The 25,874-nt window shown below is 69.0% G+C and carries 25 protein-coding genes; 15 read left to right on the forward strand and 10 right to left on the reverse strand.

The features are described 5' to 3' along the window. The first annotated feature begins 54 nt into the window (after nt 1-54). Complete coding sequence (locus AC4BDD_RS31005) at nt 55-672, forward strand: TetR/AcrR family transcriptional regulator (RefSeq protein WP_490688796.1); 618 nt, start codon at nt 55-57, stop codon at nt 670-672. 101 nt (nt 673-773) lie between these two features. Here AC4BDD_RS31005 and AC4BDD_RS31010 read toward each other — a convergent pair whose 3' ends face one another. Next, nucleotides 774-1,256 carry a recombinase family protein gene (locus tag AC4BDD_RS31010; protein WP_490688797.1) on the reverse strand — a complete coding sequence of 161 codons (483 nt, stop codon included), beginning with the start codon at nt 1,254-1,256 and terminating at the stop codon, nt 774-776. A 128-nt stretch (nt 1,257-1,384) separates the two neighbouring features. Between AC4BDD_RS31010 and AC4BDD_RS31015 the strand changes: the two genes are divergently transcribed. The 5 genes from AC4BDD_RS31015 (at nt 1,385) to AC4BDD_RS31035 (ending at nt 6,201) form a co-directional block, all read left to right on the forward strand. Continuing rightward, the gene (locus tag AC4BDD_RS31015; RefSeq protein WP_490688798.1) at nt 1,385-1,924 is read left to right on the forward strand and encodes an ArsR/SmtB family transcription factor; all 540 of its coding nucleotides are present in this window, start codon (nt 1,385-1,387) and stop codon (nt 1,922-1,924) included. Beyond that, nucleotides 1,921-3,216, forward strand: coding sequence for an MFS transporter (locus AC4BDD_RS31020; RefSeq protein WP_490688799.1), 1,296 nt, complete (start codon nt 1,921-1,923; stop codon nt 3,214-3,216). The genes AC4BDD_RS31015 and AC4BDD_RS31020 overlap by 4 nt, the downstream gene beginning before the upstream one ends. Before the next feature lie 756 nt (nt 3,217-3,972). Next, complete coding sequence (locus AC4BDD_RS31025; protein WP_490688800.1) at nt 3,973-4,908, forward strand: Mu transposase domain-containing protein; 936 nt, start codon at nt 3,973-3,975, stop codon at nt 4,906-4,908. Then, nucleotides 4,905-5,714 carry an IS21-like element helper ATPase IstB gene (istB, locus tag AC4BDD_RS31030; RefSeq protein WP_026244149.1) on the forward strand — a complete coding sequence of 270 codons (810 nt, stop codon included), beginning with the start codon at nt 4,905-4,907 and terminating at the stop codon, nt 5,712-5,714. The genes AC4BDD_RS31025 and istB overlap by 4 nt, the downstream gene beginning before the upstream one ends. Before the next feature lie 67 nt (nt 5,715-5,781). Further along, nucleotides 5,782-6,201: a hypothetical protein gene (locus tag AC4BDD_RS31035; RefSeq protein ID WP_490688801.1), complete on the forward strand. Its 420-nt coding sequence runs from the start codon at nt 5,782-5,784 to the stop codon at nt 6,199-6,201. A 64-nt stretch (nt 6,202-6,265) separates the two neighbouring features. On the opposite strand, the gene AC4BDD_RS31040 is transcribed toward AC4BDD_RS31035, so the two are convergent. The 3 genes from AC4BDD_RS31040 to AC4BDD_RS31050 all read right to left on the reverse strand — a co-directional run bounded on the left by AC4BDD_RS31040 (nt 6,266) and on the right by AC4BDD_RS31050 (nt 9,024). Further along, entirely contained in the window at nt 6,266-6,745 is a 480-nt protein-coding gene (locus AC4BDD_RS31040; protein WP_490688802.1) for an HIT family protein, read from the reverse strand. 105 nt (nt 6,746-6,850) lie between these two features. Further along, complete coding sequence (locus AC4BDD_RS31045; protein ID WP_490688803.1) at nt 6,851-8,794, reverse strand: helicase C-terminal domain-containing protein; 1,944 nt, start codon at nt 8,792-8,794, stop codon at nt 6,851-6,853. 20 nt (nt 8,795-8,814) lie between these two features. After that, nucleotides 8,815-9,024 carry a hypothetical protein gene (locus AC4BDD_RS31050; protein ID WP_490688804.1) on the reverse strand — a complete coding sequence of 70 codons (210 nt, stop codon included), beginning with the start codon at nt 9,022-9,024 and terminating at the stop codon, nt 8,815-8,817. A gap of 525 nt (nt 9,025-9,549) precedes the next feature. Between AC4BDD_RS31050 and AC4BDD_RS31055 the strand changes: the two genes are divergently transcribed. The 4 genes from AC4BDD_RS31055 (at nt 9,550) to AC4BDD_RS31070 (ending at nt 16,428) form a co-directional block, all read left to right on the forward strand. Next, nucleotides 9,550-10,683 (forward strand): protein kinase family protein, encoded by a 1,134-nt coding sequence (locus tag AC4BDD_RS31055; RefSeq protein WP_490688805.1) that lies wholly within the window; start codon nt 9,550-9,552, stop codon nt 10,681-10,683. 41 nt (nt 10,684-10,724) lie between these two features. Continuing rightward, nucleotides 10,725-13,145 carry a protein kinase domain-containing protein gene (locus tag AC4BDD_RS31060; protein WP_490688806.1) on the forward strand — a complete coding sequence of 807 codons (2,421 nt, stop codon included), beginning with the start codon at nt 10,725-10,727 and terminating at the stop codon, nt 13,143-13,145. Continuing rightward, nucleotides 13,142-15,295, forward strand: coding sequence for a protein kinase domain-containing protein (locus AC4BDD_RS31065; protein ID WP_490688807.1), 2,154 nt, complete (start codon nt 13,142-13,144; stop codon nt 15,293-15,295). The genes AC4BDD_RS31060 and AC4BDD_RS31065 overlap by 4 nt, the downstream gene beginning before the upstream one ends. 815 nt (nt 15,296-16,110) lie before the next feature. After that, nucleotides 16,111-16,428: a hypothetical protein gene (locus AC4BDD_RS31070; RefSeq protein ID WP_490688808.1), complete on the forward strand. Its 318-nt coding sequence runs from the start codon at nt 16,111-16,113 to the stop codon at nt 16,426-16,428. Nucleotides 16,429-16,567: 139 nt separating this feature from the next. Here AC4BDD_RS31070 and AC4BDD_RS31075 read toward each other — a convergent pair whose 3' ends face one another. The 4 genes from AC4BDD_RS31075 to AC4BDD_RS31090 form a co-directional block, all read right to left on the reverse strand. After that, a complete protein-coding gene (locus AC4BDD_RS31075) occupies nt 16,568-17,101 on the reverse strand; it encodes a hypothetical protein (protein ID WP_490688809.1) in 534 nt (177 codons plus the stop codon). Nucleotides 17,102-17,243: 142 nt separating this feature from the next. Beyond that, on the reverse strand, nt 17,244-17,906 hold the full coding sequence (locus tag AC4BDD_RS31080) for a M15 family metallopeptidase (protein WP_490688810.1): 663 nt from the start codon (nt 17,904-17,906) through the stop codon (nt 17,244-17,246). Nucleotides 17,907-18,144: 238 nt separating this feature from the next. Continuing rightward, on the reverse strand, nt 18,145-18,981 hold the full coding sequence (locus tag AC4BDD_RS31085; protein ID WP_490688811.1) for a hypothetical protein: 837 nt from the start codon (nt 18,979-18,981) through the stop codon (nt 18,145-18,147). Between the two features lie 337 nt (nt 18,982-19,318). Then, complete coding sequence (locus AC4BDD_RS31090) at nt 19,319-19,675, reverse strand: hypothetical protein (RefSeq protein ID WP_490688812.1); 357 nt, start codon at nt 19,673-19,675, stop codon at nt 19,319-19,321. A 239-nt stretch (nt 19,676-19,914) separates the two neighbouring features. Here AC4BDD_RS31090 and AC4BDD_RS31095 point away from each other — a divergent pair, with 239 nt between their 5' ends. Further along, nucleotides 19,915-20,526: a hypothetical protein gene (locus AC4BDD_RS31095; protein WP_490688813.1), complete on the forward strand. Its 612-nt coding sequence runs from the start codon at nt 19,915-19,917 to the stop codon at nt 20,524-20,526. 82 nt (nt 20,527-20,608) lie between these two features. Here AC4BDD_RS31095 and AC4BDD_RS31100 read toward each other — a convergent pair whose 3' ends face one another. Then, nucleotides 20,609-20,854, reverse strand: coding sequence for a hypothetical protein (locus tag AC4BDD_RS31100; RefSeq protein WP_490688814.1), 246 nt, complete (start codon nt 20,852-20,854; stop codon nt 20,609-20,611). Between the two features lie 178 nt (nt 20,855-21,032). Between AC4BDD_RS31100 and AC4BDD_RS31105 the strand changes: the two genes are divergently transcribed. Continuing rightward, complete coding sequence (locus tag AC4BDD_RS31105; RefSeq protein ID WP_490688815.1) at nt 21,033-21,557, forward strand: hypothetical protein; 525 nt, start codon at nt 21,033-21,035, stop codon at nt 21,555-21,557. Between the two features lie 246 nt (nt 21,558-21,803). Then, nucleotides 21,804-22,343: a hypothetical protein gene (locus AC4BDD_RS31110; RefSeq protein WP_490688816.1), complete on the forward strand. Its 540-nt coding sequence runs from the start codon at nt 21,804-21,806 to the stop codon at nt 22,341-22,343. 134 nt (nt 22,344-22,477) lie between these two features. Here the strand turns inward: AC4BDD_RS31110 and AC4BDD_RS31115 are convergent, their stop codons facing one another. Further along, nucleotides 22,478-23,860, reverse strand: coding sequence for an NsdA family TPR-like regulatory protein (locus AC4BDD_RS31115; protein ID WP_490688817.1), 1,383 nt, complete (start codon nt 23,858-23,860; stop codon nt 22,478-22,480). Nucleotides 23,861-24,006: 146 nt separating this feature from the next. Between AC4BDD_RS31115 and AC4BDD_RS31120 the strand changes: the two genes are divergently transcribed. Both AC4BDD_RS31120 and AC4BDD_RS31125 read left to right on the forward strand, forming a co-directional pair. Then, a complete protein-coding gene (locus tag AC4BDD_RS31120; protein ID WP_490688818.1) occupies nt 24,007-24,135 on the forward strand; it encodes a hypothetical protein in 129 nt (42 codons plus the stop codon). Nucleotides 24,136-24,249: 114 nt separating this feature from the next. Continuing rightward, nucleotides 24,250-25,821, forward strand: a complete 1,572-nt coding sequence (locus AC4BDD_RS31125) for an asparagine synthase-related protein (protein WP_490688819.1) — start codon at nt 24,250-24,252, stop codon at nt 25,819-25,821. Nucleotides 25,822-25,874: the final 53 nt, after the last annotated feature.

Raw genomic sequence — 25,874 nt, forward strand, 5'->3', positions numbered from 1 at the left:
TTTCTTGTATGCGATACAAGCGAGCGTCCTTGTTGTATCACATACAATTTTGGTGTGGAGAAGAAACGAACCGAAGCTCGATCAACATCGGCTCGGCCGCGTGACCGCGGTCGCGCGACGAGGTACCGACTGATTGAGGCAACTGCACAGCTCTGCAAGGAGCGGCCCGGCGCTGAGGTGAGCGTCGCGGAGATCGCGAACGCGGCAGGCGTCTTCCCCAATCAGGTCACCTACTACTTCGGCTCCAAGGACTCGCTCCTCGTGCACGCCGCCTTTCTCGGCTTGCTGCACGACGCCCGACGGATCGAGCGCATCGGTCGCCAAGCCCCCGATGCCGTGACATTTCGGCGCAACATCGCCCGCGCCGTACTGGCCATGCCCTCGCTCCCGTCAGTCACGCGAGCACTCGCCACCGGGATCTCCAAGCCCGAACTCGCCCCCGTGGTCGACCAGCACCTCCAATTGCTGTTCCGGCAATCCGAGCGCTTCGTGAGCCGGCTCATCGACAGTCGCGGCTGGAGGGCCCGTCGACCGCTCAACGTGGAAGCCAGGACGTTCTGGAGCACCGCGCTCGGTGCAGTGCTGCTCGTCCGCGCCGGGGCACATGGCACCGTCGCCGACCTCGACCTCGCCGGAGCATTGACCATCCACGACGAACCCGATCCCGGCTAGCTCAGTCGAACAAGCCGGCGGCGACGTGCGCGGTCCCTGCCCGACGGTGGCCTTGTCGCGGTCGGCATGTTCGCCGTCACCGACGAACTCCACTGCTGCGGCTACGGGTGCGAATCGATCGAGCGGCCGGGGTCGGGCGGCAGGTCGCGGGCGGCGGCCAGGCCCTCGCGGGTGCCCTGGACGATGAGTTCGCGGATGAACTCCGCGAGCGCGGCGAAGACGTGGAAGACGAGCCGTCCGCCGGGGGTGGTGGTGTCGAGGTTCTCGTGGAGCGAGGTGAAGCCGATCCCTTGCTCGCGCAGGGCGGCGATCATGTTGATGAGGTCCCGGAGGCTGCGGCCGTAGCGGTCGAGCGAGGGGACCACGAGGGTGTCGCCGACGTCGAGGAAGGCGTGGCACGCTTTCAGCTCCGGGCGCAAGTCGGTCTTTCCGGACTTCTTGTCCGCGAAGATCTTGCGGCACCCGGCAGCGGTAAGCGCGTCGATCTGCCGCTCGAGCTTCTGCCCGCCGGTCGGCGCCCGCGCGTACCCGATCTTGATCCTTGAAGGCTTCGGGGCGGGATGCAGGCCCTCACCGGCGATCATTTTGACAGCTCCCGGATCGGCAGTGGGTGGGGGGTTTGGCAGAAGGTCTCGCGCACCGGACAGCAGATTCCGGAAGTCCGTGCGAAATCCCCTTGCTCAATGGTCAAGAATCGTTGACCATTGCTCGCATGCCTACCGATGATCTTCCCGAGACGTTCCACGTCACCACTGACGAGCAGCTACGCGCCGTTTCCAACCTCACGCGTCACCGGATCATGGCCGTGCTCCGCTTCGAGCCGGCGACGATCACCCAGATCGCCGAGCGAGTGGGCCTGGCGAAGGGGAGTTCCAGCTACCACGTACGGATGCTGGAGCGGGCCGGCCTGGTGAAGGTGGTGCGAACGCGGAAGGTCCGGGGGGTCACCGAGCGGTACTACGCAATGGCCGCGCGGGCGATCGTGCTGCCTGATCCTGGCGAGGGAGGCCCGGATGTGCTGATGCGGCATGCGGTGGCGGACCTGGAGGCAGCGCCGGTGGACGGCGAGCGGCACGTGCGGATGGCGCATCTGCGGCTCACCGAGGAGCAGTTCGCGGAGTTGGGGGCGCGGCTGCAGGCACTGGCGGACGAGTACCGGGAGCTGTCCGATCCGTCGCTGCCGGACGCCTCACTCGTCTTCGCACTGTTCCACCCGGCCCCGCGCAAGCAGGCCGAGGGGGACGCCAAGTGACCTCAGTCCTTCGGAAGCTGCCGACCGGGTTCGGACGGCTGTGGACCGCGCAGACGATCTCCTCGCTCGGTGACGGGGTGACGCATGCCGCGCTGCCGCTACTCGCGCTGACGTTGACGCGGGATCCGATGGCGCTCGCCGTCGTCACGGCCGCCGGAACGCTGCCATGGCTGCTCTTCGGAGTGCTCGGCGGTGCGCTGGTGGACCGCTGGGACCGCCGGCGCACGATGTGGGCCACGGACGCGGCGCGTGCGGTGCTGCTCGCGATACCGGCGGCAGCGGCCGCGCTCGACGGCTTGAGCATTCCCCTGCTCGCGGCCATCGCCTTCCTCCTCGGCCTCGGCGGACTCTTCTTCGACACGGCCGCCACGGCCTATCTGCCGGATCTGCTCGGCCGCGACCCCGCGCTCCTGGAGCGCGCCAACTCCCGCCTGCGCGGCACCCAGACCGCCATGTCCGGCTTCGCGGGGCCGCCCGCGGGCAGCGCCCTGCTCGCGCTCGGGCGGGCGGTTCCGCTGCTCGCCGACACGGTGTCGTTCGCGCTCTCCGCACTCCTCGTACGGTCGCTGCCTGCCGTACCCCGGCCCGTACCGCAGGCCCGTGAGTCGCTGCTGCGGCAAGCGCGGGCCGGCGCCTCGTACGTATTCCGGGACCGGCTGCTGCTCGGCCTCGCGCTGCGTCCGGCGGTCGGGAACATCGCCTTCCTCGCTGTGGAGACCGTCCTCGCCCTCTTCGCGCATGACCGCCTCGGCGTCGACACCTTCGGCTTCGGCCTGCTGCTCACGGCGGAGGCCACCGGCGGTCTGCTCGGCGCGGGCATCGCCTCCTTCCTCGGCCGACGACTCGGCACCGGCACCGCACTGACCTGCACAGCCGCCGTCGAAGGGCTTGCCATCCTGGGCCTGGCCGCTGCACCGAACCCGTACGTGGCCGGGCTGGCGCTCGCCGTCTGCGGGGCGGGTATGGGCGCCACGATGGTGCTCGGGCCCTCCCTGAGGCAGGCGATCGTCCCGGCCCACCTGATGGGCCGGGTCGCCTCCACCTCCCGCATGCTGGCCATGTGCGCCGCCCCTATCGGGGCCTTCCTCGGCGGCTGGCTGGCCACCACCTACGACATCCGCACCCCGCTCTACGCCGCCGCCGGCCTCCTCCTGGCGATGACGGCCGTCACGGCATCCATGACGAGCAACCGCCGGGTCGAAGCGGCGCTGCGTGCAGCCGCCCCGGCTGGCGGTCCAGATCACCCGGCAGGCAAGGATCCCGCGCAGGAGAGTGCACCCGAATTGTTGTGACGCCTGCCGCGAAGGCGTCATGAGCCGGGCCGTCCGCTCGTTCGGTGTCCGGACCGCGACAGCCTGCCACCGCGCCTACGAGCGCCCGCGCACCTTCCGGAGGATCTCCTCGCGAAGCCTCACGCGATCTGAGTCCCTTCGGAAGCGAATGCCCCTCTGCCTCTCTACTGCTTCAGCCAACCTCCTGGCCTGGCCCCTGTCGAGTTCGTCGACCATCTGCACCGCAAGCCGCATGGCGTGGTAATGCTCGAAGGGGGTGCGCGGGTGCGCGGGGTCTGGCGGTTGCTCCGGAAAGCCTGCGTGCGCAAGTTCGGCCTGCTCGGGGGCCTGGATGCTTACGCGGGAGGAAGACGTGGATGCTCATGCACTGCGTCGGCAGGGATGGACGATCTCGGCGATCGCCCGGCATCTGGGCCGGGACCGCAAGACGATCCGGGCTTATCTGAACGGTGAGCGGACCGCCGGCCAGCGGCGTCAGGCGCCTGATGCGTTCGTGCCCTTCCTTCCGTACTGCCGCCAGCGCCTTGCTGACGACCCGCACCTGTGGGCGTCCACCCTGTTCGACGAGGTGGTGGGGCTCGGCTATGAGGGTGCGTACTCGACGTTCATCCGCGCCCTTCGCCGCTATCGCGTCCGGCCGCACTGCGAGCCCTGTCATGCCTCGACCGGCCGCGACGTCGCGGTGATCGCGCATCCGCCGGGCGAGGAGATCCAGTTCGACTGGCTGGAGTTGCCCGATCCGCCCGAAGGGTGGGGGTGGGTGAGCACGCGCATCTGCTGGTCGGGGCTCTCGCGCATTCGGGCCGATGGAGGGCGGCGCTGGCGGAGTCGGAGGACTTCCCCCATTTGGTCCAGGCCCTGGACGATGTCGTGCGCAAGCTGGGTGGAACCGCTCGCCGGTGGCGCTTCGACCGGATGGCCACCGTCTGTTATCCCTCCAGCGGCCAGGTCACCGCGGCGTTCGCCGCCGTCGCCAAGTACTACGGGGTCGGGGTGGACATCTGCCCGCCCCGCCGCGGCAACCGCAAGGGAGTGGTGGAGAAGGCCAACCACTCGGCCGCTCAACGCTGGTGGCGCACGGTTCCCGACGGCCTCACGGTCGTGCAGGCCCAGTCCGGGGTCGACAAGCTCTCGCTCCGGATGGACGATCGGCGGCGTCGGATCGACGGAGCGGTCACCACCGTCGGCGAGCTCGCCGCGGCCGAGCCCCTGCTCGACATCCCGGTCCGGCCCTTCCCGGCCGAGCTGGAGGTCGAGCGGACCGTCAGCCCGCAGAGCCTGGTCGCCTTCGACGGCAACTTCTACTCCGTCCCGCCTGGCCTGCCCGGCGCCACGGTCAAGGTCCTACACCGGCTCGGCGAGGACGACCTGCGGATCGTCACCGCCGGCCGGGCCGTCGTCGCCTGCCACCGCCGGGCCCCGCGAGGCGCCGGTCAGACCGTCCGGGACGACGGACACGTCATCGCGCTGGAGAGGGCGGTGCTGTCGTCTTTCTCCGACCGGGCTCCCTGCAAGAGCAAGGTCCGCAAACCGCCGTCAGCCGCAGCTCTGGCTGAAGCCGAGCGTCTGCGCGAAGGGCCGGCCGCAGGCAGTTCAGCCGAACGGGTCGTGATCGACCTGACCCACTATGCCGCCGTGGCCGACCGGCTGCGGAGTGTCCCCTCACCGAAGCAGGAGGAGAGTCCGGAGTGAGTACGTCACCGATGCAGGTGAGTGAAGCCCGCCGATTCCAGCAGCTCAGAGGCCACCTGTCCTACCTCAAACTCAACGACGCCGCTGAGGCGTTGAACAGGGTCCTGGACCAGGCCCGCACCGAGCGGATGTCACTGACCGCAGCCCTGGAACGGCTCCTGGAGATCGAGGTCGAGGCCACCGAAGCCCGCAAACTCGCCGCCCGGGAACGGTTCGCCTGCCTGCCCGAGCCCTGGACCCTGGCCGACTTCGACTTCGCCGCCCAGCCCGGCGTCGACGAGAAGCTGATCCGCGACCTGGCCACCCTCCGCTTCCTCGACGACGCCTCCAACGTGCTATTCGTCGGCCCTCCCGGAGTGGGCAAGACCATGCTGTCCGTCGCCCTCGGACGAGCGGCCGTCGATGCCGGCCACCGCGTCTACTTCACCACCGCCGCCGAACTCGCAGCCAAGTGCCACAAGGCCGCCCTCGAAGGCCGCTGGAAGACCTGCATGCGCTTCTTCGCAGGCCCGAAGCTTTTGATCATCGACGAGCTCGGCTATCTGCCGCTGCCCGAGGACGGCGCCTCGGCCCTGTTCCAGGTGATCAACCAGAGGTATCTCAAGTCCAGCACGATCCTCACGACCAACGTCGGGATCGCCGACTGGGCCGGAGCCTTCGGCGACGCCACCGTCGCCGCCGCCATGCTCGACCGGCTCCTGCACCGAGCTGCCGTCGCCGGCATCGACGGACCCTCCTACCGACTTCGCGGCCACCAGAACCAGGCCGACGCCATGCGCAAGGGAGTCAACGCACGTGTCTCCTGACCCCACCCACAACGATGACCAGCTCGCCCCCAGATCCGCCAACTGTCCAGTCTGCAAAGGAGAGTTCATGCCGAGCCCGAGACAGATCTACTGCTCTCCCCGCTGCAAGAGCGCCGCCCACCGACGCGCTCCCGCCAGCCTGGCTGCCCACACCTGCCCGGTCTGCGAGGGCATCTTCACCGCGAACCCCCGATTCCGCCAGATCTACTGCTCGCCGGAATGCCGTCGCGAGTCGGAAAGGCAACGCAACCGGACCCGAGACGAGGAACGAGCACGACGCCTCGGCGAACACCCCCGAGCCCTTCCGCCCGCCCCGCAGCCGACGGCCCCCGGAACCATCGACCCCCTGGCACCGACGGCCGTCCGGAACTGCCCGCACTGCGACCAGCCCGTCACGATCGTCGCCCTGCTCGCCACCCAGGAAGCCGCCCGCCCCACGATCACCAACCGCATCACCGACATCGGCCCGCTCAGACGCCTCCAGTGAGCATCGGCTGACCGTCACCGATCACCGGGCCCGCCGACCTGACGGTCGGCGGGCCCGCAACAAGTCATGTCACCAGGCGCAGTTGGTCCAGTTCGCTGCCGATCGCATCCCGCAGCCCGTCATGCTGCGGACCGAGCCTGAATTGCTCGTCACTCCACTGTTCACGCGGATAGAGCCATACCGGAGCACCCACCACGTCGGCCGGCTCCCACTCGAACCGCGGCCAGACATGCGCATGCAAGAACGGGTCCGTGTTCCCCAGGATCTCCAGGTTGACCCGGCGGAAAGCCGGGTCCAGCCGCCGACAGGCACGCTCGACCGCTTCACCGAGCTGGTCCATGTCAGACAGGAACGACAGCCGCTTCGCCCTCAGCAGGTCCGACAGCCGCTGCACATCCGGTTCGTCCACGAGCAGAACCGAGTAGCCCGGCAGGAACTGAACATCCCCGATCACGGCGAATCCCGACGTCAACCGTCGCAGCACGGTCAGGTTCTCGCCCCTCAGCGCAGCCCCGATCCGATCCATCCGCCAATCACCAGCCATGGCCAAAACCTACAGCCTGGTGATCAAGGACCGCTCTTCGATCCCCATCCTCCTCACACAGTTCAAAGACCAAGCAAGTGGGGCGAGGAGCGGCCCCGGCCGTTTTCAAAGATCCCCATCATCCAAGGCGCCGGCGAGACAGCCGAGGGTGACGAGTCCACTTTCGTAGGGCTGATACGCCGTTCCTGCCAGGCCGGTGCGGGCTTCGGCGACAGTCTGCTCGAAGACTTCCGGACGCCGCAGCCGGCTGTGCGCTGAGGCGATGCCGCGCATGGCGGTGTGGTCGAGCGGGTTGAGTCTGTCAGCGCTGGGAGCGCTGGCCTTGTCGCTGGGGGAGGCGAGGTGGGACAGCCAGCTGGTGCCTTCGCTCTTGCGCCGGGCATCGCGGAAGTAGCGGGCACCGGCAGCCTGGAGGCTTTCGTCGCCTGTCTGCTGGGCGATCCGGTGGGCGAGGCTGTAGCCCAGGTAGTTCCAGAGGGCGGCGTAGCGCTGAGGTGTGCGCTCGCCCTTGAGGTGGTCGAGGACCTGTTGGACCGCGGTGAGGGCCCAATCCCACTGGCTGTTCCAGATAGCGTCCCACGCAGCGACCTCATAGGAGGCAGAGTTCTGGAGCTCGCGGGCACTGGGAGCGACAGTGCGGGTGAACTCCTCGCGATCCGCGACGATGTCGCCGTCGACCTCCGCCCACTGGCGATCGTGCCGGAGGAAGACGTCGAGGTTCTCCAGCATCTCCGCAGAGCTGATGCCCAGGCTGTTCCTACGGCCGAAATCGACTTCGGCATGCACCTCGGGGTGCATGGCGGCCTGCACATCGCGACCGGACAGATACGAGGTCAGGGCCTGCTCGAGCACCAGCACGGCGGCATAGTCACGCGTGTGACGGGTTGCCCGCCCGGAGCCCTGCACGATGCGGGCTCGAATGCGCTCCTGCAGCACCTCGACGGCGCCGAGGGACTCATGGAGGAACCGCTCTTGAAGGTCGCCACGAGCAGGAAGACCAGCCAGCACGACGAGCCGGCAGTCATCACCCGGCAGGTCGATACCGTCGTAGCGGTTACTGAGCACGAGTGCGGCGGTCGGCTGGGAAGTGAAGGCGGCCAGATCATTCTCGACCTCGCCGGCGCCGAGCTCGGTACACGCCCAGGGAAGAGACTCCGCAGCGAACTTAGCGGCGGTGCGCCGGTCAGGGGTGAGAACGACCGCACGGCCGACCTTGGCGATGACCCGCGACACGAAGTCCGGTACCCCATCCGGATCGGTCGACAGGTCACTCGTCAGCTCGGGGAACAGGAAGAACCGCCGACCAGTGCCCTGCTTCTCCCAGCCTTCCGGGACCGGGATACGGGCGATCTTCCGGCGGCCGAAGGAGCGCTCGAGCTCGCCACCGTCTCCGAGGGTGGCGCTCATATAGATGCGCCGGTCGGGACTGCTGAACGCCGAGTGCTGCATGGTCGGAGGAATCAGTGGCCGGATCAGCAGTTGCCTGCTCGAGAGGTAGACCAGGCACCGGTCCAGGCGGCCCCGAAGCAGCGTCCAGGCGTAGCGCGCCTCCTTGCTGAGCTTGCCGGCGCCTGCGGCCGAGCCGATGGCCGCCTCCATTTCAGCGGCTTGAGCGGCGACGCCGATCGGTGAGGCAAGGTAGACGTAGGAGCCGGGCATTCGATTCTCCTCCGTCGTCCGGAGCCTGGAGACCACGAGCGGATCCAGCGCTGGCTCGAGTATCGACAGGACATCCAGGTAGGCGCTCTCCTGGTCCTGCCGGGAGATAGTGAGGCTCCAGGGACCGGCTACGTAGCCCTCAGCGGCGTGCGCGTCGTCCAGCACGAGCATGTCGGCGTTGTTGAGCGCGGGGTTGGAGTTGAAAATGTGGCTGTAGACGCTGACCGCGACAGCCTCCCCCGCCTCATACTGGGCTCGATGCGCAGTGTTCCACGTGGGCACGCGGTTGATCAGCAGGACATGTGGGATGCCGTATTCGTCGAACTTGGCAGCGGTTTGCTGTGCGAGCTGCTTGGTGGGGCACAGGTACGCCACACGCTCGCCGTGCACGCGCCGCCGGTACTCACCGATCAGCCCCCGACCAGCGTCTTCCCCGCTCCAGTGGGAAGCTCGATGGCCACATCCGGTTTGTTCGGCATGTCACGGTGCCAGGCACGTAGCACGTCCTGCTGGTGGCCCCAGACCGCCTCCGGCCCCCTATTGTTCAGTGCCAGAATCCGGTAGAGCTGCACCGGATCGTCAGGCATACTCGCATCGGTCGACCTGCGCTTGAACGCCATGAGGATCCTCTTCCCCCCGTGAGCCGAATTCCGGGGTTGTGTTTCACCAACCCCTGTTCCGATCCATGTCCCAGGCTACTTCCCCCGTTCATCAGAAGATCAGTTTTGCCTGGCTGGCCGCTGGCCGGAAGCACGCAAGTCGACATGCTGCCCCGGCGGGCTCGGGCATGCCGTCCGTCCGACCCCGACGGGGAACCTGTCATTCGTACGTGCCGGGCATCGGCTGATACCGGTGCCGACTACCGGTGAGCCTTCCTCTCCATCCCTGACCGCATCCCCTGCGGGCCCTGGCCTGGAAAACATGACGAGCGGCGTGGAAGAAACGCTTGTCCTTTGCCATAGCTGGTCACCGCCTGGCGAGAGCCCGAGCCATGGGTGGGGGAGTCAGAGGCCGGTGGGGTGAGCATGCCCGCCGCGGTGATGGACATGGTCGTTCGGCCCGGTGAGGCGTTTCACGCCAGGGCCTTCCACCCCTCGCCCACGGGCTGGCACGGGGAGACTAGGCTCATCACTCTCGGCTGAATCATGGGGGAGAAAATGGAGCCGCTGCGGCAGGACGACCCACGGCACCTCGGTATCTACGACCCCGTCGGCGGGATCGACGCGGCGGACAGTGGGGTTCCCGTACCTGTACGGCGCCTCATCGCGCGCACGCCGGGGGGCGACCATACGGTTCTCCTCAGCCTGCCCCGATTAGGGTTTGCCCGGGACAGCGTGTACGGGCAGCGGTTCGTGGCAGAGGCCGAGCAGGCCCGGCATCTGGGTGGCCACAGCCCCACCCTTGAGCAGATCGTGGAGATCTCCGGGGGCGCGGCAGGCCAACTGCCCTGGTACGTTTCGCCTTATGCGCCCGTGCTGCCGCTGCCTGGAGCACTGGCCGCGCACGGCGGAGGTCTTGACGAACGTACGGTGCGTGCGCTTGGCCTGGCGCTGGCTGGGGCACTCGCCACACTGCATGAGAAGGGCGTCGCGCACGCCGGCGTGACACCTGGCGCCGTCCTGCTGGGTGCTGACGGACCGAGGCTCACCGGCTTCGGGAGCGTACGGTCCCTTGCCCCGGCGGGAGAGCAGCGCCGGGCCGTGCCTGGTCTGCCGCCGGAGGCGCTGCCGCCGGAGCAGCTCTCGGGCGGACTGCCGCGTCCGCCCGGCGATGTGTTCGGGCTCGGTGCCGTGTTGTCGTACGCGGCGACCGGGAGCCTGGCGCCGGATGTGTCGAGGCTGCCCGAGGGGCTGCGCGAGACGGTCCACGCATGCCTCGCCGACGACCCGGCGGCCAGGCCACGAGCCGCGGCCGTCCGGGATGCGTTGTGCGTCGGCTTCGCCACGTCGGTCCCACCCGTTCCGGTCTCCCGCGCGCCGGGCTCGCCACCGGCCACGGTGCTGGATGGCGGAGCTGAGGCGTTTGGTCCTGGCTGGCTGCCGGGCCGGGTGATCGCGGCGCTCGTCCGGCAGTCCGCTCTGGCGCTGGCCGCGCGGGGCTCTTCGGCGTCTTCGGGTGCGGCGGGCGCGACCGGAGCGGTGCAAGCAGCCGGAGCCGTCACCGTCACCGGAGCGTCCAGCGCGCCCGACGCATCCCGCGCAGTCCCCGCCGCCCCGGGCACTCCCCCGGACCCGGGTGGGATTGCCGTCAGGCACCCCGAAGCCTCACCGAGGCCGTAACTCCCCCCACCGCCGCTTCCTTCCCTGGGAATGACGACCCGATGCCCTTTTCCCTCGTCCCGCCCTCTCCCGTGGCCTTCCCGCTCGCCTACGACGATCCGCATCAGCTCGGCCCGTACCGGTTGATCGCCAGGCTCGGCGGCGGAGGCATGGGCACCGTCTACCTCGGGCGAGACGACGGCGGCCGCACTGTCGCGATCAAGACCATGCACGCGCGGTTCGCCACCGATCCCGAATTCCGCATCCGCTTCCGCCTGGAGACGGACGCGGCGCGTGTCATCGGGGGACGGCACGGGGCCGAAGTCATCGACGCCGACCCGCTCGCGCCCACGCCGTGGCTGGCAACCGAGTATGTGCTCGGGCCGCCGCTGGATGAGGCCGTCGAGAGTTGCGGGCCGTTGCCCGAGATGGCCGTACGGGCGCTGGGCGCCGCGCTGTGTGAGACGCTGGGGCAGTTGCACAGCTCGGATGTGGTGCACCGCGACCTCAAGCCGTCCAACATCCTCCTCACCGCCTTCGGCCCCAAGGTCATCGACCTCGGCATCGCGCGCGCGATCGGCGACGACCGTCTGACCCGCACCGGAGCGGCAGCGGGAACCCCTGCCTATATGTCGCCCGAACAGGCCACGGGCGGCGACCACACCGCCGCCGGTGATGTGTTCGCCCTCGCCGGGGTGCTGGTCTTCGCCCTGACAGGGCGCGGCCCCTTCGGCGGCGGACAGGCAGCCGACCTGCTGTACCGGGTGCGGTACGGCGAGCCGAACCTGGCCGGCGTCCCCGACGCCCTACGGCCCGCGCTGGAGCGGTGCCTGCTCAAGGATCCGCGCCACCGGCCGAGCACGGCAGAGCTGAGCACCCACCTGTACGGCGGGCGCGGCGAGTTCGTCGACCACCTGCCGGACCGGTTGCTGGCCCAGATCGCCTGGCGCGCCAGTGCCGTTTGGCAGATCGTCCCGCAGCGTGAGGCCCCGCCGGCGGGCACGGTCGCCCACCGCGACAGCACTGGCGCGGGCGGAGCGGACGCCTCGCCGCCCTACGGGCCGAAACGGCCCTCGAGGCGCCAGATGCTGAAGCTGGCGGGCGGTTCCGTGCTCGGGGTAGGCGCTGTGGTGGCCGGGTGCGCCTTGGCCTGGTCCAGCATCAGCCCCGACGGTGAGCGGAGCCGGGCCACCTCACCGTCGCGCGGGCCGGGCGGCGGACCTAAGCCTGTATGGCAGGCGCCGACCTTGACCCCCGACGAGTACGACCTGCCGCCGATCGCGGTCAGCGGGCTGATCCTCAGCATGGACAAGACGGGCCTCGTGGCGTTCGATGCGAAGAGCGGCGATAGGCGATGGGGCAACCCGGACATCCACGCGCAGCTGATCAGTACCGATGGTCAGCGGATCTACGCCATCCTTCCCGAGCCCGGAGGGCCGAGGAAGTACGACAAAGGCGCGGGCAAGGGAAAGAACTCAGGGAGCGGCCGCGGCAGGGGGATGTCCATCTGCATGCTCGACCCGCGTTCGGGCTCCGTGCAGAACACCCTCGGCACGCTCCCCGACTTCGACGGCCCGGATCTCGAGAGCGGGTTCGATGATCCCGACCCCACTGTCCAGCCGCTCCGCATGAGCGGGGACGTGCTGTATCTGGCGGCGAGGACACGCGAGGCGAACGCCGCAGCTCAGGAACTCGCGGAGGGCTGGCACTTCATCGCCTTCGATCTGCGTGGGGGTGAGGAGCTGTGGCGCGAGCCGCTTGAGGACTATCCGTTCGGCAGCAGGAACTTGCAGATCAGCGGCTATATGACTGCTCGCGAGGGGAACCGGTTGCTGCTCACCCGGGATACCAAGAGAAGATCCTTCCGCGAGCCCGAGCATCAGTTCGTGACCCTCGCGCGGGACGCAGTTACGGGAGAGGAGCTGTGGGAAGGCGCACAGGCGACGCTCGGCGACACCGACGACCCCGGCACCTCGCTCGCGCCGCTCCCCACGGACGGAACGCACCTCTACTTCGGTTCCCGGCAGCTCACCGCGTTCCGCCTCTCAGACGGGGGGAAGGCATGGACGTACTCCAGCTCACGGGTCGATTTGGAGGAAGAAGACGCAAACGGGGATCCCGTGGCACTCTACGGCCCACCGGCTGTGCGGGACGGCGTGGTGTACGCGGCGGAGCATGAGCAGGGGCTCATCGCGGTCGACGCCTCAGACGGGCGACTGCTGTGGCGGGAGAAGGGCCGCCCGGCCCACCGCCCCTCCCTCGGCTGTGCCCCGCTCGTCGGCGAGAAGTACGTCTACGTCGTGCTGGTCGAGGGCAGACGCCACACCCACCTCAGCGCGATCAACCTCAAAACGCACCGCTCAGACTGGACCTTCACGATGGGCGGCAACGACGGCGCGGGCACGCGCCTGGTCCTGGACGAGGACGCGGGCCGGATCATCGGCTCGACCTTCCTGGGCACGTACGCCATCCCCCTGGAATGACCGACGCACAGCACCCGCACAGTGTTTGGCGGCAACGGCAGGAGAAGAACGACCAGATGAACCCCCTCGGCTACGGCGACCCCCTGCGACTCGGCCCCTACCGCCTCATCGGCGTGCTCGGCGAAGGCGGAATGGGGAAGGTCTACCTCGGACGCGACAGCTCCGGCCGTGCGGCCGCCGTCAAAGTACTGCGCCCCGAACTCGCACACGACCCCCAGATGTCGCAACGCTTCCTGAGAGAGGCGCAGGCGGCGCAGGCCGTGCGGAGCAAGGGCGTGGCGCGCGTACTGACCGTGGAGACCGAGGGCGGAAGACCGTTCATCGCCACGGAGTTCCTGCCCGGCCCGACACTCGACTCCGCGGTCTCGCGCTACGGCGCACTCCAGGAGCCCTACGTACGGGCGCTCGGCGCCGCGCTCGCCCGGACACTCGGCGACATCCACGCGGCCGGCCTGGTGCACCGCGACCTCAAGCCGTCCAACATCGTGCTGACCTCCACGGGACCGCGCATCATCGACTTCGGCATAGCGCGGCCCGAGCACGGGCTGACCCTGACCACCACAGGTCAGGTCCCCGTCACCCCAGGCTACGGCGCGCCCGAGCAGGTGCTCGGGCAGCGCACCGGCCCGCCCGGCGACGTCTTCGCACTGGGCGCTGTCCTCGTCTACGCCACGATCGGGACACCCGCCTACGCCGGCAGTCATGTGGCCGCCGTGCAGTACGAGGTGGTGCACGGGCAACCCCGCCTGGACGCTCTCCCGCCCGCACTGCGCCAGCTCATCGAACCATGCCTGGCCAAGAACCCCGGACAGCGCCCCCTCCCCGCACAGATCACCTCGGCCATGGCTCCCCCACGCGGCGCGAGCAAGCTGTGGAAACAGGGCCCGGTGGCCACCGAGATCGACCAGTCCGAGGAACGGGTGCGCGAGTTGGCGACTTTCCCCAACGCGAACACGCGCAGCGGCACGACGCTGACGGGCGCGAGCGGCCCGTCCCGCAGACGCTTCATCACCGGCCTGGCCGCAGGCGGAACCGTGCTCGCGGGCGCGGGCGGAGCCGGCGCTTGGTGGATGCTGCGCGACAAAACCCCGCCACGCGCCCACCCGTGGGACGCGGACCCCCTCGCCGAGGGCGACTACAACAAAGGGGAGGCGCCCGACCCGCTGTGGGGCCCCAAGAAGGCCACACCCGGCAGGGCGGAGCTGCTCACGATCCGGGACCTGGTCATCCTCGACGACGACTCGCCGGACCTCATCGCCTACGAGGTCACCACCGGGAAGCGGAGGTGGACGGCGGAGGGCGTCGAGCGGCCGCTCTACTCGCCCTCGCTCGACCTCATCCTGGCCGACAGCCTAGACGTCCTCCACGGAATCTCACCCAAGACCGGGAAGAAACTCTGGGACCACGACCTGGGCATTGTGGACACGCTCGTGCTGGACGGTGACGTGTACTACTACAAGGACCTCTCCAGCGACTGGGAAAGCGGGAATCCCGACAACGTCGTAGCCCTCCGCCTCACAAAGAGCGGCCCGTCGCAGGAACTGTGGAAAAAGCCCATTCCATTCGACTCCGATGTCCGCGGCATCGAAGCCGTCGCGGGCGGAGGCCGACTGGTACTGACAGCGGGAGAACACGGAGCCGTCGCCCTGAACACGGCAGACGGTAGCAAGGCCTGGACAGTGACCGGAAAGTCCGGCAGTACGCGAACACCCTACATCTCCGGCGACACCGTCTACCTCGGCGGCAGCCAGTCGCTGCGCTCCTTCCGACTCAGCGACGGCGACCGCGGCTGGTCCGTCCCTGCATCGACCAACGCCGGCCTGTCCGTGGGAGCCATCGACGGCGACAACATCTATCTCGTCGCCAACAGCGAACTGCGGTGCCACAGCGTCAAGGGCGGCTCTGAGAAGTGGGTTCGCGAGCTGACGAACCCCATCTATGGAAAACCCGTCGTCTCAGGCAACACCGTCTGGGTCTCGTCCTACCAGCACACTGAAGGAATCAAGGTCTTCCGCAAGGACAACGGGGAACCGCTGTGGACCCGCCACGAAAAGGGACGGAGCGTAGAGCGAGGCTGGTCGATGGCCGGCGCGGGCAACCGCGTGTTCACCTTCCGCGACGACAAGCTGACGGCGATGCCGGTTGTCTGATGCCGGGGCAGCGCCGAACCGTCCGCGGCCAGCAGGCGCTGGCCGCGCCCCGTTACACCAGCAGACGCCTCCACCCGGGACAGACTCGCATAGCCAGGGACACCGCCCGGACCAAAGGCGAATGGCTTTATCGACGTCTCACGACAGCAGTGTTGACGACCACGGGAGGCACCTGCCGCGCCGGGACGTCGTTGTCGACGAAAGGTGTTGTTGTCCCACACATCCGCCACCATGCGGATGGTCTCTCGGTCGAAGCAGCGGGCGTCCGCGGCAGCGTCAGCGATCTACACCAGCGAGCGATCCAGCAGCGCACCCAACACAGCGAGCGCAGAACCTGCACGGCATCGCGACGAGGATGCATCGAGGTCAGCCATGCCAGGATCGTCACACGAGACACGATGGCATCCGAACAGAGGTGTAGCCGGCTCATCTGTACCAGGCTGGGCACTCAACCGGCTCTGGCAGGATTTTCATAGCACGGGGATCACCTTGGCGCGGTGCTCGATGGCCCCCGTAGCGGCGTCGTACGCGGGCGATCACTACGACGCGGTGGCGGAGGAGAGCGACGCCGGCGCGTCCTGCCATGGACCCGGCGCGCCCACGATGGGCGCGCCGTACTGAACGACGCCGAGGTCGCGCATCTGCCGGCTGGGCCCGCTCGGGATCAACTCTGATCGGGGCCCTGAGTACCCATATCCGGGAGAGTGAGTAGGTGTGCCGATGCGGTGTGCGGCCCTGTCGGAGTTGGCTGGGGGCATGAACACTCTCCCCGTCCTGCCGCCGAGGGATCCGACCTGGAGGCTCTTGCGGATCCGATGATGAAGCCCGCCCGCACTGGCCGGACTCTGGCCCTCTGCGGACTGGGCCTGCTCCCTGTCGCCGGCCTCATCGCCTTCGTCACCTATGCCGCGCGGTCCATGGCTCGTGACAGTTGCATGGGCGCGGAGTGCCACTTCGGGCTGGTCGCCTTCCACCCATGGGTCGGCCGCTTCCTGATCGTGTCCGCTCTGTTCGGTATCACCGCTTTGCTGATGCCTCAGAAGCAGGCCGGGTACCGGCCCCTGCGTGTCACGCTCGTGGCCCTCCAACTGCTCCTGCTGCCACTGCCCACGCTGCTGTGCGGCTACCCGTAAGACGTGCTCGGCGGCCGGAGTGTGTTCCGCGCAGGGGGGCGGGTGTCTCCGAGGGCCGCGTCCACCGGGCCGGTTTGAGAGGCGACCAGCGCCTTCGTCGCGGGCAGTGTGGCTCCGTCCGCGAACAGGTAGGGACTCATCATCCGGCGCGTGACGGGCGACTCGCGGGCCGCCAGGCCGAGGGCCAGGCGACGTCCCGGTTAACCGGACCGGTCACCCCCAGACTGGCTCGTGCACACTCAAGGTACCGCCGCTGTGCATCTCTGAACTCCAAGTACGCCTGCTCCCAGCTCTGTTCAACTTCCGTGGGCACTCCCCGGGCCAGGTGCTCCAGCCGCCACAGGCAGTGGTTCAGCGTCTTGGACGCAGTGTTCGTGTCAGTGTCTCCCAACAATTCACAGGTCTCTCCGAGCGCCGAACGGCGCTCCTCAGCCGCGCCGAGCTCGGTGAGCACCTCGGCGGTGAGCTCCAGCGGCGCGGGACCGGTCACCAGCCCGCGGCCCGCAGCGATGCGCTGATAGCGGCCCGCGAGCTCTTTGACCGCGTGGATGTACTCGCCATAGGCGTCCAGACGCCGCCCATCCCAGCGCACGGATTGCTCACGCCGCCACCGTGCGCGGTCGTTGAAACTGCTCACCAGGAACGACGTGACAGCGCCCAGCGCAACACCCACCAGCGGCACTATCTGTCCCGACAGACTCATAGAGGCCCCGATCACGTAGTCAAACGGTTCCCCCATTCTCCCGACCTGGAGCCCAGCGAAGCGGGCGCCCCGCAGTCGTGTGACCGGTCCGTCTGCCGTAAGGCCGGGCCGATCAGCTGGCCGCGCCGATCTCCTTCGGACCGTAGAGGGCCGCGGCCTCTCCCGTGATCAGGGCCCAGTAGCGGTCCCCGAATGACCAGTGCCACCACTCCGTGGGGTAGTTCACCAGCCCCGCAGCCGTGAGCGCAGCGCCCAGCAGTTTCCGGTTGACCCGGGCCTCCTCGTTGATGTTGGCGGCATGGGTGTAGCAGGCTCCCCCGCTCTCTTCCGGGTCCGCGTTCATGCGCGTGCCCAGGTCCAGCTCGTGCCCGCTGGCGTCGGCCAGGGTAAGGTCGACGGCCGCGCCGGCGCTATGCGGGGCGATGTCGGGTGGTGACACATACCGGCTCGCTGCCGAGTGGATCTGCTCGGCGGACCAATCGGGATGAGTAGCTCGCAGCTGCTCGGCGTACTCCTCGAAGTACTCCCTCTGACGAGAAGGAGGCCGGTACCCCTCGACGAACAACAGCCGCAAGCCCTGCGGAAGGATCGCCTGAGCCTTGACCAGCCGTTCCAGCACGCCTTTCCGCAGATACGCGAAGGCATCTGCCGGGTCCTGCTTGCGCGTATCGACGAGCAAAGAGTCGCCGTGGCGGACGTCCACAAGACGTTCACCACACTCGGCAACAGGTATGGAAGCGACCTTCGGGTCCGACATCAACACGAGCTCAGTCATGACGCGATCATCCCCAGGGTTCGACCCGGCGAAGCTTCCCGGCCACAACACTAGTGTTCGACTCTCCAGTCGTGGTTCTTCTCTGCCATGGGATAGCACCGAGGCCGAGCGCTGCCCGGACTGCGCAAGCTGCGGCGGACGTCGGATCTTGCCTCATGGCTGCTCAGGCGGCCCTGCTGCTGCGCACCCCTGGGTAGCTGCTGCGTGACCGTGGCCGCGCGGCAGCCTCTGGCTCAGGTCACTGGGGCTGCTTGCGCAGGATGTGTAGGTCGCCGGAGTCGGGGTCGCCGATCAGGACGAACAGGGCGGGGTGCGCGGCTGTCCCCGTGATCTGCCATGCCATCGGCCCGCACGTGGAGTGGTCGATGACTGCCCTGTCCCGGTACGAACGGTCAGCGGACTCGAAACGCCAGGAGGCCGGGCCGTCGCAGACGGCGAGTTCGAAGCCCTCCCCCTCATAGGGCAGATTCCGTACAGTCGCCTCGCCGTTCGCGGCGAGCACCAGCTCGGCTCCGTGCTCGCCCTGCCAGGTGCCCTGGTACTCCGCGGCGGCCAGCGTCGGCGGCTGGTACTCCTTGATCAGGCCGGTCACCGTCGCGACCACCCCGAGCGCCAGGACCAACGCGAACGCAATCCCAGTCGCGGCGGCCGTCCGCCCCGCCATCTCGCCCCTGCTCAGCTGCCGTTTTTCGGCGTACGCGGCCCCCAGGAGCGGCAGCGCACCGCTGACCGAGATCCACCACCACTCCCAGCCGATCAGGCTCACGTACCCAGCCCCCAGCACCAGGGACAGCCCCACAGCCCACAGCAGGTCGTGCCCCCTGACACGCCTGGCCAGCACCGACGCGGGCCACATCAGCACGAGCGAGTGGAGCAGCCCGAGGAGCGGCAGGACGAGCGGGGCGAAGACCAGCATGCACAGCAGGCCCAGGGCCGCGAGCCCGCCGCCGTATCCGACGCCGTAGTTGTCCTCCCGCACCGACAGCAGCAACGCGACCGCGGCGATGACCACGAACTGCCCCGCAGACGCCAGCGCCAGAGCCCGCAGCCGCCCGCCGAACCGCTTCGGCGGCATCGGCGCAGGTCCGCCCGGACCGGCCGGGTACGCAGGAAATGCCTGATGGGAGCGCTGATGCGCCCCTTTCCCCCACCTCATGGTGCCGACAGTACGCTCCCGCCTTGGGGTTGGAACGTGCGGGTGGGGGTGGGGTGCTTGCGCTGTTCCCCGCGCCCCTAGTGCCCTTGCGTCAGCGATTCTTTGGAGACATGGATGTGCTGCCGCGCACGGGTGCGGCCGGTCCAGCCCAGTGGGTGCTGATTGCCGATTCGGCTGGCCGACCAGTCGCGGTGGTGTCGGAGTCGGCGGAGTTTGCCCGGTTCTGGTCGCGTGCCTGCGTTGTGCGGTGCAGGTGTCACCAGGTGGGGGATTCCAGGATGCTGTCGAAGAGGATGTAGAGGAGGATCACGGAGAAGGGGGTAAGGAGGGCGAGTGCTGTCCGGGGGGTGGTGTAGCGCTGCCACGGAGGGAGCGCCCATGTCGCGAGGAGCATGGCTGCCGGGATGAGCAGGCCGTACATGTAGACCTGTGATGCCACGTTGAAGCTCTGGGTGAAGCGTTCGAGCCGGGCGCCGCCGCAGGGGTCGCACTCCATGGGCGAGAGCATGACGCCGATGGTGAGGAAGAAGGCCAGGGGCAGGGTGATGATGGTGGACAGCAGCGGGGCCACCCATGTGCCCCGAGCGCGCGTGTTCGGCGATGTGTCATGCATGCCTCCACTCAAGCCTTCAGCGGTCGCCGGCACATGAGTTGATCTACTCAGATAACGGGGCAGGTTTCTGAGTCAGCGCGTCACCTGGCCGATGTCTGCCCCACGGACTCCAGCGGACTCCTGCGGACCGCGTCCTCATCCAGCCATGACCTCCCAGACTGTGGCGGTGGAGCAGGGGATCGTCTGCTGCCGTCCTTGGGCGGCGTCTTGGCGTGTGCGAGATCGGTACTCTCACCACCATGGGGCTGGACATCACGGTGATGATCGCCGACGGTTCGTGGCTGGCGGAGGTGCCGCCACGGGAGCGGCTGCCGCGGCTGAGAGATGCCTGGTACGCCGACGAGACGGGACTGTGGGACCACGACGTGCCAACGGTCGAGGAGGGCTGGGTGTGGCCCCGGGGACCCCACAACAGCGCCGTCTTCGCCGTCTATGAGTTCCTGCACACTCTCGGCTCGTTCAAAGCGCACTTCTGGGCCGGGCAGCGCTGGGAGTCCGTCCGCGACCATGTCGACCCCCTGCTGCGGGATGAATTGGACACGTTGTTGCTCGGGCTCATCTGGGGCGGGCTGGACGGCGAAGGGCAGCACACTGATGAGGGCTTCTTCAGCGAGCACGGCTACGGTGTGCTGCTCGCACGGTCACCAGAGAGCGTGCGGGAGCTGGCCGCGGCCTGGGAACGGGTACATCCGCGCCTCGACCGGATGCAAGAGGCCTTCACCGAACATGCCGCGGTTCCCGATGGGTGGGTCCGCGACTTCGGCGGGTTCGTGGACCTACTGATGCAGTGGGGACGCGTCCTGACCGAAGCAGCCCAGCGAGGGTGGTGCATTGCGGGGCTGAGCGAGTAGCTCGCCACGGCAGGCAAGCCAGCGAAAGTGCCTAGCTGGCTGGCGCAGGGTGGGCGCGGAGCACCCCGATGCGCCGGTCCCGCTACATCACGGGGGCGGGCCCGATGACGCCCGCCGGCCTGGAAACCGCTCCGCGCGGCTGCGCGAAGCCGTGGTCAATGCTTTCGCCGAGGGCGGCGTCCTCCGCGATCCGGCCTGGCGGCAGGCGGTCGAGACCGTGCCGCGGCACCGTTTTGTGCCCGGCCTCTACCGGCCCGCCAACGGGGGAGCGCAGCGGCAGTCCCCGCTCGCCGGCGGCACGGTCGGTCTCCGACAGCTCGAGCCCCATAGTCCACTGCCCGGCGGCGGCCGGCCGGGCGGTCGATCGCGTCAACGAGCACCCGGGGAGGGAGTGCCGCGCGCCACATGGGCTCGGCGTTCGGGTTCATGGCGAACATGCGGGCTGGGTGCCGAGGAGGCGGCCCCTGGACGTCCTGTTCGCAAACGCTGCTGGCACTGTTGGAGTCATGGGAGTAGCAGAGACGACACCGGAACCGGAATCCTTGATGCGAAGCGGTCTCACGTCTCTGGGTGAGGTGGCGTGCCGCTATCAGGCGGATGAGATACGCCCGGAGGACTTGCCGATGATCGCTGCTGAGGCACTTGCAGCCGGGCTGGACACCCCGACGCTGTGCGAGCTCGCCGGTTGGCCTCGCAACGCGGATGTCCGCGACATCCGCGTTGCGTTCGAGCAAGCACTCTCCGAGTCCGGAATCGAGTTGCCTGATCCGGGCCTGGCACGGCGCCACGCTCTGCGCCGGCTGGCGGCCAGACTCATCGATGGAGAAATCGCGCTCCCCGACCTGTCGAGGGATGACTGGTGGGAGACGGAGGTCGAAACCGCGGAGGAACGCTCATTCGTGGCGCTGCTCCCGCAATGCGCCTGCTGCATCGAGTACACGTTGGGGCTTGACCAGGGGACGTGGGCGGCGCAGCTGCGGATCGCCGCGCTCGCCCTGACATCGTCTGCGCCGATCGGCCCCGGCTGCTGACTGTGGAGCACGGCCCCGGGCTGTTTGGGACGTAGCACGCGCGGCCAGTGCCTGCGCGGTCGACCCGAGTGACATCCGCATCACCTCCAGCATGCAGCCAGCAGACGCGGCCGTCCGGGCCGGCGGCGCAAGTAGTCCGACCTGGACAGTCGAGTCATCCCAGCCCATTCCCGGGCTGACACAGCACAGCGGTCCGGCGACCCGTTCTACGTCAACGTCACACCCTGACCCTTGGAAAGGTGCCTCATGGCTCCCATCATCACCGAGTGCAGCGTGATAGCACGCCCCGACCGCGGCATCGTCGAGGTCTACGACGCCAACGCCTACCTCGGCGATGAAACGGCCCTGATGGCCTCCCGCAGCCAGGTGGTAGCCGGCGACGGCTACCACCTGGCTGCGGGAGGCCATCAGCCGGACATCCCCCTCCGGGTCATCATCCGTATCTGGCCCGCCCCCCAACAGCCCCCCATCACAGCTGAAGGCAGTACCCCCATCAGCCTGGAATCCGAGACTGGCCTTCTCGTGATCAACCAACTCACCTACGGCCCCGCAGGCGAAATGACCCTGCCCCGCCCCGGAGTCTACGAAGGCCACGCGTGGTGGACCGGGCGGGAGGCCGCCAGCGCCTACTACGCCGGCACGCTTCGGCAGCTCGACGAGGGCAGCTCGCATGACGAGCTCGGACATGCCTGGTCCCAATGCCCAGCCGATGAGCAGTACGTTCTGGACCTCCACTTCACCCGCGAACCCCAGGCTGACGAAGACGACGAACAGGAAGGGTTCTAAAGACCCGCCTGAGCTACCGGGCAAGATGAGCGCATGGTCAACGGTGAGAGGGCGGGCGGGACGAGCGCTCGCCCCCAGCCAAGGCCTCGCCCCGGAGATCAGTCCGGGCTGATCGTACGGCGTCCGTCGTACGGTCAGTGGTGGTGGGCGAGGAAGGTGCGGGCGCGTTCGTCGAGTTCTGCGGCGCACCGTACGCCGCGGGCCCGGTACGGGCGAAGGTCTTCTCGCAGGGAGCGGACGGCCTTGAGGGTGCGGGCGGACTTCACCCCGGCCATGGTGTCGATGGCCCGGTCCCAGGTGGTGCACGCCAGCTCGATGCTGCCTTGCTTGGCCTGCTGCTCGGCTTGGGCGACCAGGTCCAGGGCGATGATCCGCGCGTACGTTGTCCCCGGCTGGCTCGCCGCCGCTGTCGCGTACTGCCGCGCGGTGTTCTTCCGGTCGCCGAGGGTTTCGAACACCTTCGCCGTACGGGAGTGGACGGTGGCCGCCGGCGGGCCCCACACCAGCGCCCAGAACGGAACCTCGTCCCCGGCCCGGGTTCCGGCAGTAAGCGCGGCCTGGGCACGGTCGACATCCGCCAGAGCCCGCTTGGTTTGTCCGGTCTTGGCGAGTGCGTGGGCGTGGGTGATGGCGAACAGCGCCTCGACCTGGGCGTCGACCTGGCCCTGCGCCCGGTCCCAGCCGGTGGCGGCCAGCGCCAGGCAGTGCTCGGGCCGGTGCAGCTTCATGCCTTGCTGCGACATGGTGCGCATGACGAAGCCGTCCTGGCCGGGGACGCCGGAGGCCCGGGCGAGCGCGAGCGACTGGAGGTAGTACCGCTGGGCCAAGCCTTGTTCTCCGCTGTCGTACGCCTTCCAGCCCGCCAGGTGGGCGCCGGCCGAGGCGACGGAGAACGCCTCAGCCCGCACCTGTTCGCTGGCGAAACGGCCCCGGCACAGCCCCGCGATGTCGGTGATCAGGTACTGCACGAAGGCGGAGCGGCCGTGCTGCCCGCCGTGGCGCTCGTCCATGTCCATGAAGAGCTTCACCATGTCGCGCACCGCGGTGACATCGGCGTGCCCGGCCACCGCGCCGCCGCGGACAGTACGGGTGCGGGCAGCGGCCTCCTGCACGGTCTGAAGGGGCAGGACGGAGGCGGCCATGGAGTAGGCGGAGGTGGCCAGGAACTTGCGGCGGTTCACATCGGCCTCCCCGATGGCGGTCAGCGTCTCGATGGGATCGAAGTCCAGCGTCAGCCCGATGCTGTCATCTTCTCCACCATCGTGGGAGGCAAGACCGAGATCGCCCGGGGTGATGCGGCGGCCGAGGCGGCGGGAGAGCGCCTCGGCCAGGTATCCGCCGGTCGGCCCGGCCGGCTGGGCACCCAGCATCCAGTGGTGGACGGTCGACTTGTTGGTCGCCAGCCGCTCGCCGCCTTCTAACGCCACCGCCTTCACGGCGCGGGCGATGCCGTCATACGGCAGCCCGGACTCCTTGATCAGGTCCTTGAGCTGCTGGTTCGCAGTGCGCTGGGCCATGGCGCCCCCGCCTCGTCGATATACCCGATATACCGCTCCGCGCGCTCCACACGGTACCGGCCAACCCCCGCTCACAGTTCACTGATTGAGCAAGACCGGTGACATTCCGTCCACCGGGGATTGGTCGAACAGGAAAGGGGATCGTCATGAACGTCCACAAGCGTCCGTGGGAGTCGGTGTTCGCCGCGCCGGCGACCACCGCCGTGCCGGGTGACACCGCCCGCTACGAGGAGAAGGCGGCGGACACCTCGGACCAGGGCCGGTTCGAGGACTGATCCACCGGCACCGCCCATCTGGCACCACCAGCGTCACCGGGGCCCGCGCCTGGCCGAGAGCCGCGCGGGCCCCGTCATCTGCCGACCTCGGGAAAGGGGAACAGGGATGTTGACATGCTCGGTGAACTTACGCAAGGCGGTTCGGGCCCGTGGGAATGGCGAGGTGAGGAAGAAGGCTGGGGCCGCGGAGCCGACCGCATCCGGCCGCTGGTCCACCCGGCGCTGGAAGCGCGGGCGGTCACCGACGGCACCACCACCCTGCTGGTCGTGCGCGAGAAGGCCGCCGGCCGCGCATCGCTGCTGCGCTCGCTGTCGCCGACCCGCGTCGACGCCGCGGCGTACGGCCGGGCCCTGGGAGAGTGCCGCGATTGGCCGCTTCAGTCCGTCTGGATCGAGGCGGGCCCGCGCGGGCTGCGCCTGGCGACCGGGCTCGGCGGGGTCTGCCCGCTGTACCTGGCCCACGACTGCGGGCGGCTGACCGGCTCGTGGCAGCTGATGGACCTGCGCCACCTGCTCGGCCCGAGGCGGCTGGAGGAGAAGGAGGTGATGCGGCTGCTGACCGGCTACCCTCGCTACGGGCACGACACGGTGTTCACCACCGTCAAGCGGCTGTCGGAACGCTCCACCGCGTACGCGGACGCCGAGGGCCTGCACATGGTCTACCCGGCCGCCGCCGAGCACGCCCAGCCCTCCCAGCTCGCCGAGAACACCGGCGAGGCCGAGCTCGTGGAAGCCTTCGAGGCGCTGGCCGACCACGTCTTCACCAAGCGCCCGGTGGTGCCGGGGCAGACTGCGGCCCAGATGTCCGGCGGCATGGACTCCACCAACCTCGCCATCTCCCTCGCCCTGGCCTACCCGGGGGCGATCACGCCGTGCGCGCTACTCATCGGCGGCCAGGCCGGGCCGCAGCAGGAGGCCCGGCGGCGTGCGGTGATCGAGGAGACCGGATTCGCCGCGGACTGCACCGTGACCGCGGGCGACCACCCGCCGCTGTCGCCCGGCGGGCTGCGCCGGGCGCGGGCGGAGGCGATCAGCCCGCTGGACGAGCCGCACCTGGAGGCCGCCGACGCCCTCGCCCAGGCCCTGATGGCGCGCGGCATCCACACGGTGGTGGCCGGGTTCGGCGGCGACGAAGTCGCCCGCGTACGCCGCCCCCAGGGCGGGCCCGTACGGACGCCGGCGGCGCCGGCGTGGTGCGGTGAGCGGGTGCGGGATCTGCTGGGCGAGGTGAACACTGGGATCTCTCCGGCCACGGTGGCGCCGGAGACCGCGCTGATCGCCCTGGAGACCGCCACCCCGCTGCTGGCCCGGCGCGGGCTGTGGGCCATCGCCCCGTTCACCGATCCGGAGATGGTCCGCTTCGGCCAGCGTCTCCCGGTGGAGTGGAAGGCCGACAAGCGGCTGCTGCACCAGCGGCTGGCCGCCCGCGATCTCCCGGAGGAGGTGGTGAACCCGCCGCTGCGGGAGAACTTCGGCCATCTGATGAACCGTGGCGTCCACGAGTACGCCACCGAATTGCTGCGCGGCTGGGGCAAGGAGCTTCACCTCATCGAGCAGGGCTTCGTGGACGCGGTCCAGCTGTCCGAGACCGTCGAGCGGGCCTCGGCCGCCCCGGAGGACGCGGCGCCGTTCCGCACCGGCCTGTTCCTCATCACCGCCGTCGAACTGGCCCTTCGGGCGCTGTAGACGGCTCCTCCACCACTCGAGCGACTTCGGCGCAATCGGCCCCGGCCGCCCCA

Source organism: Streptomyces sp. JLBT605 (assembly GCF_058215555.1).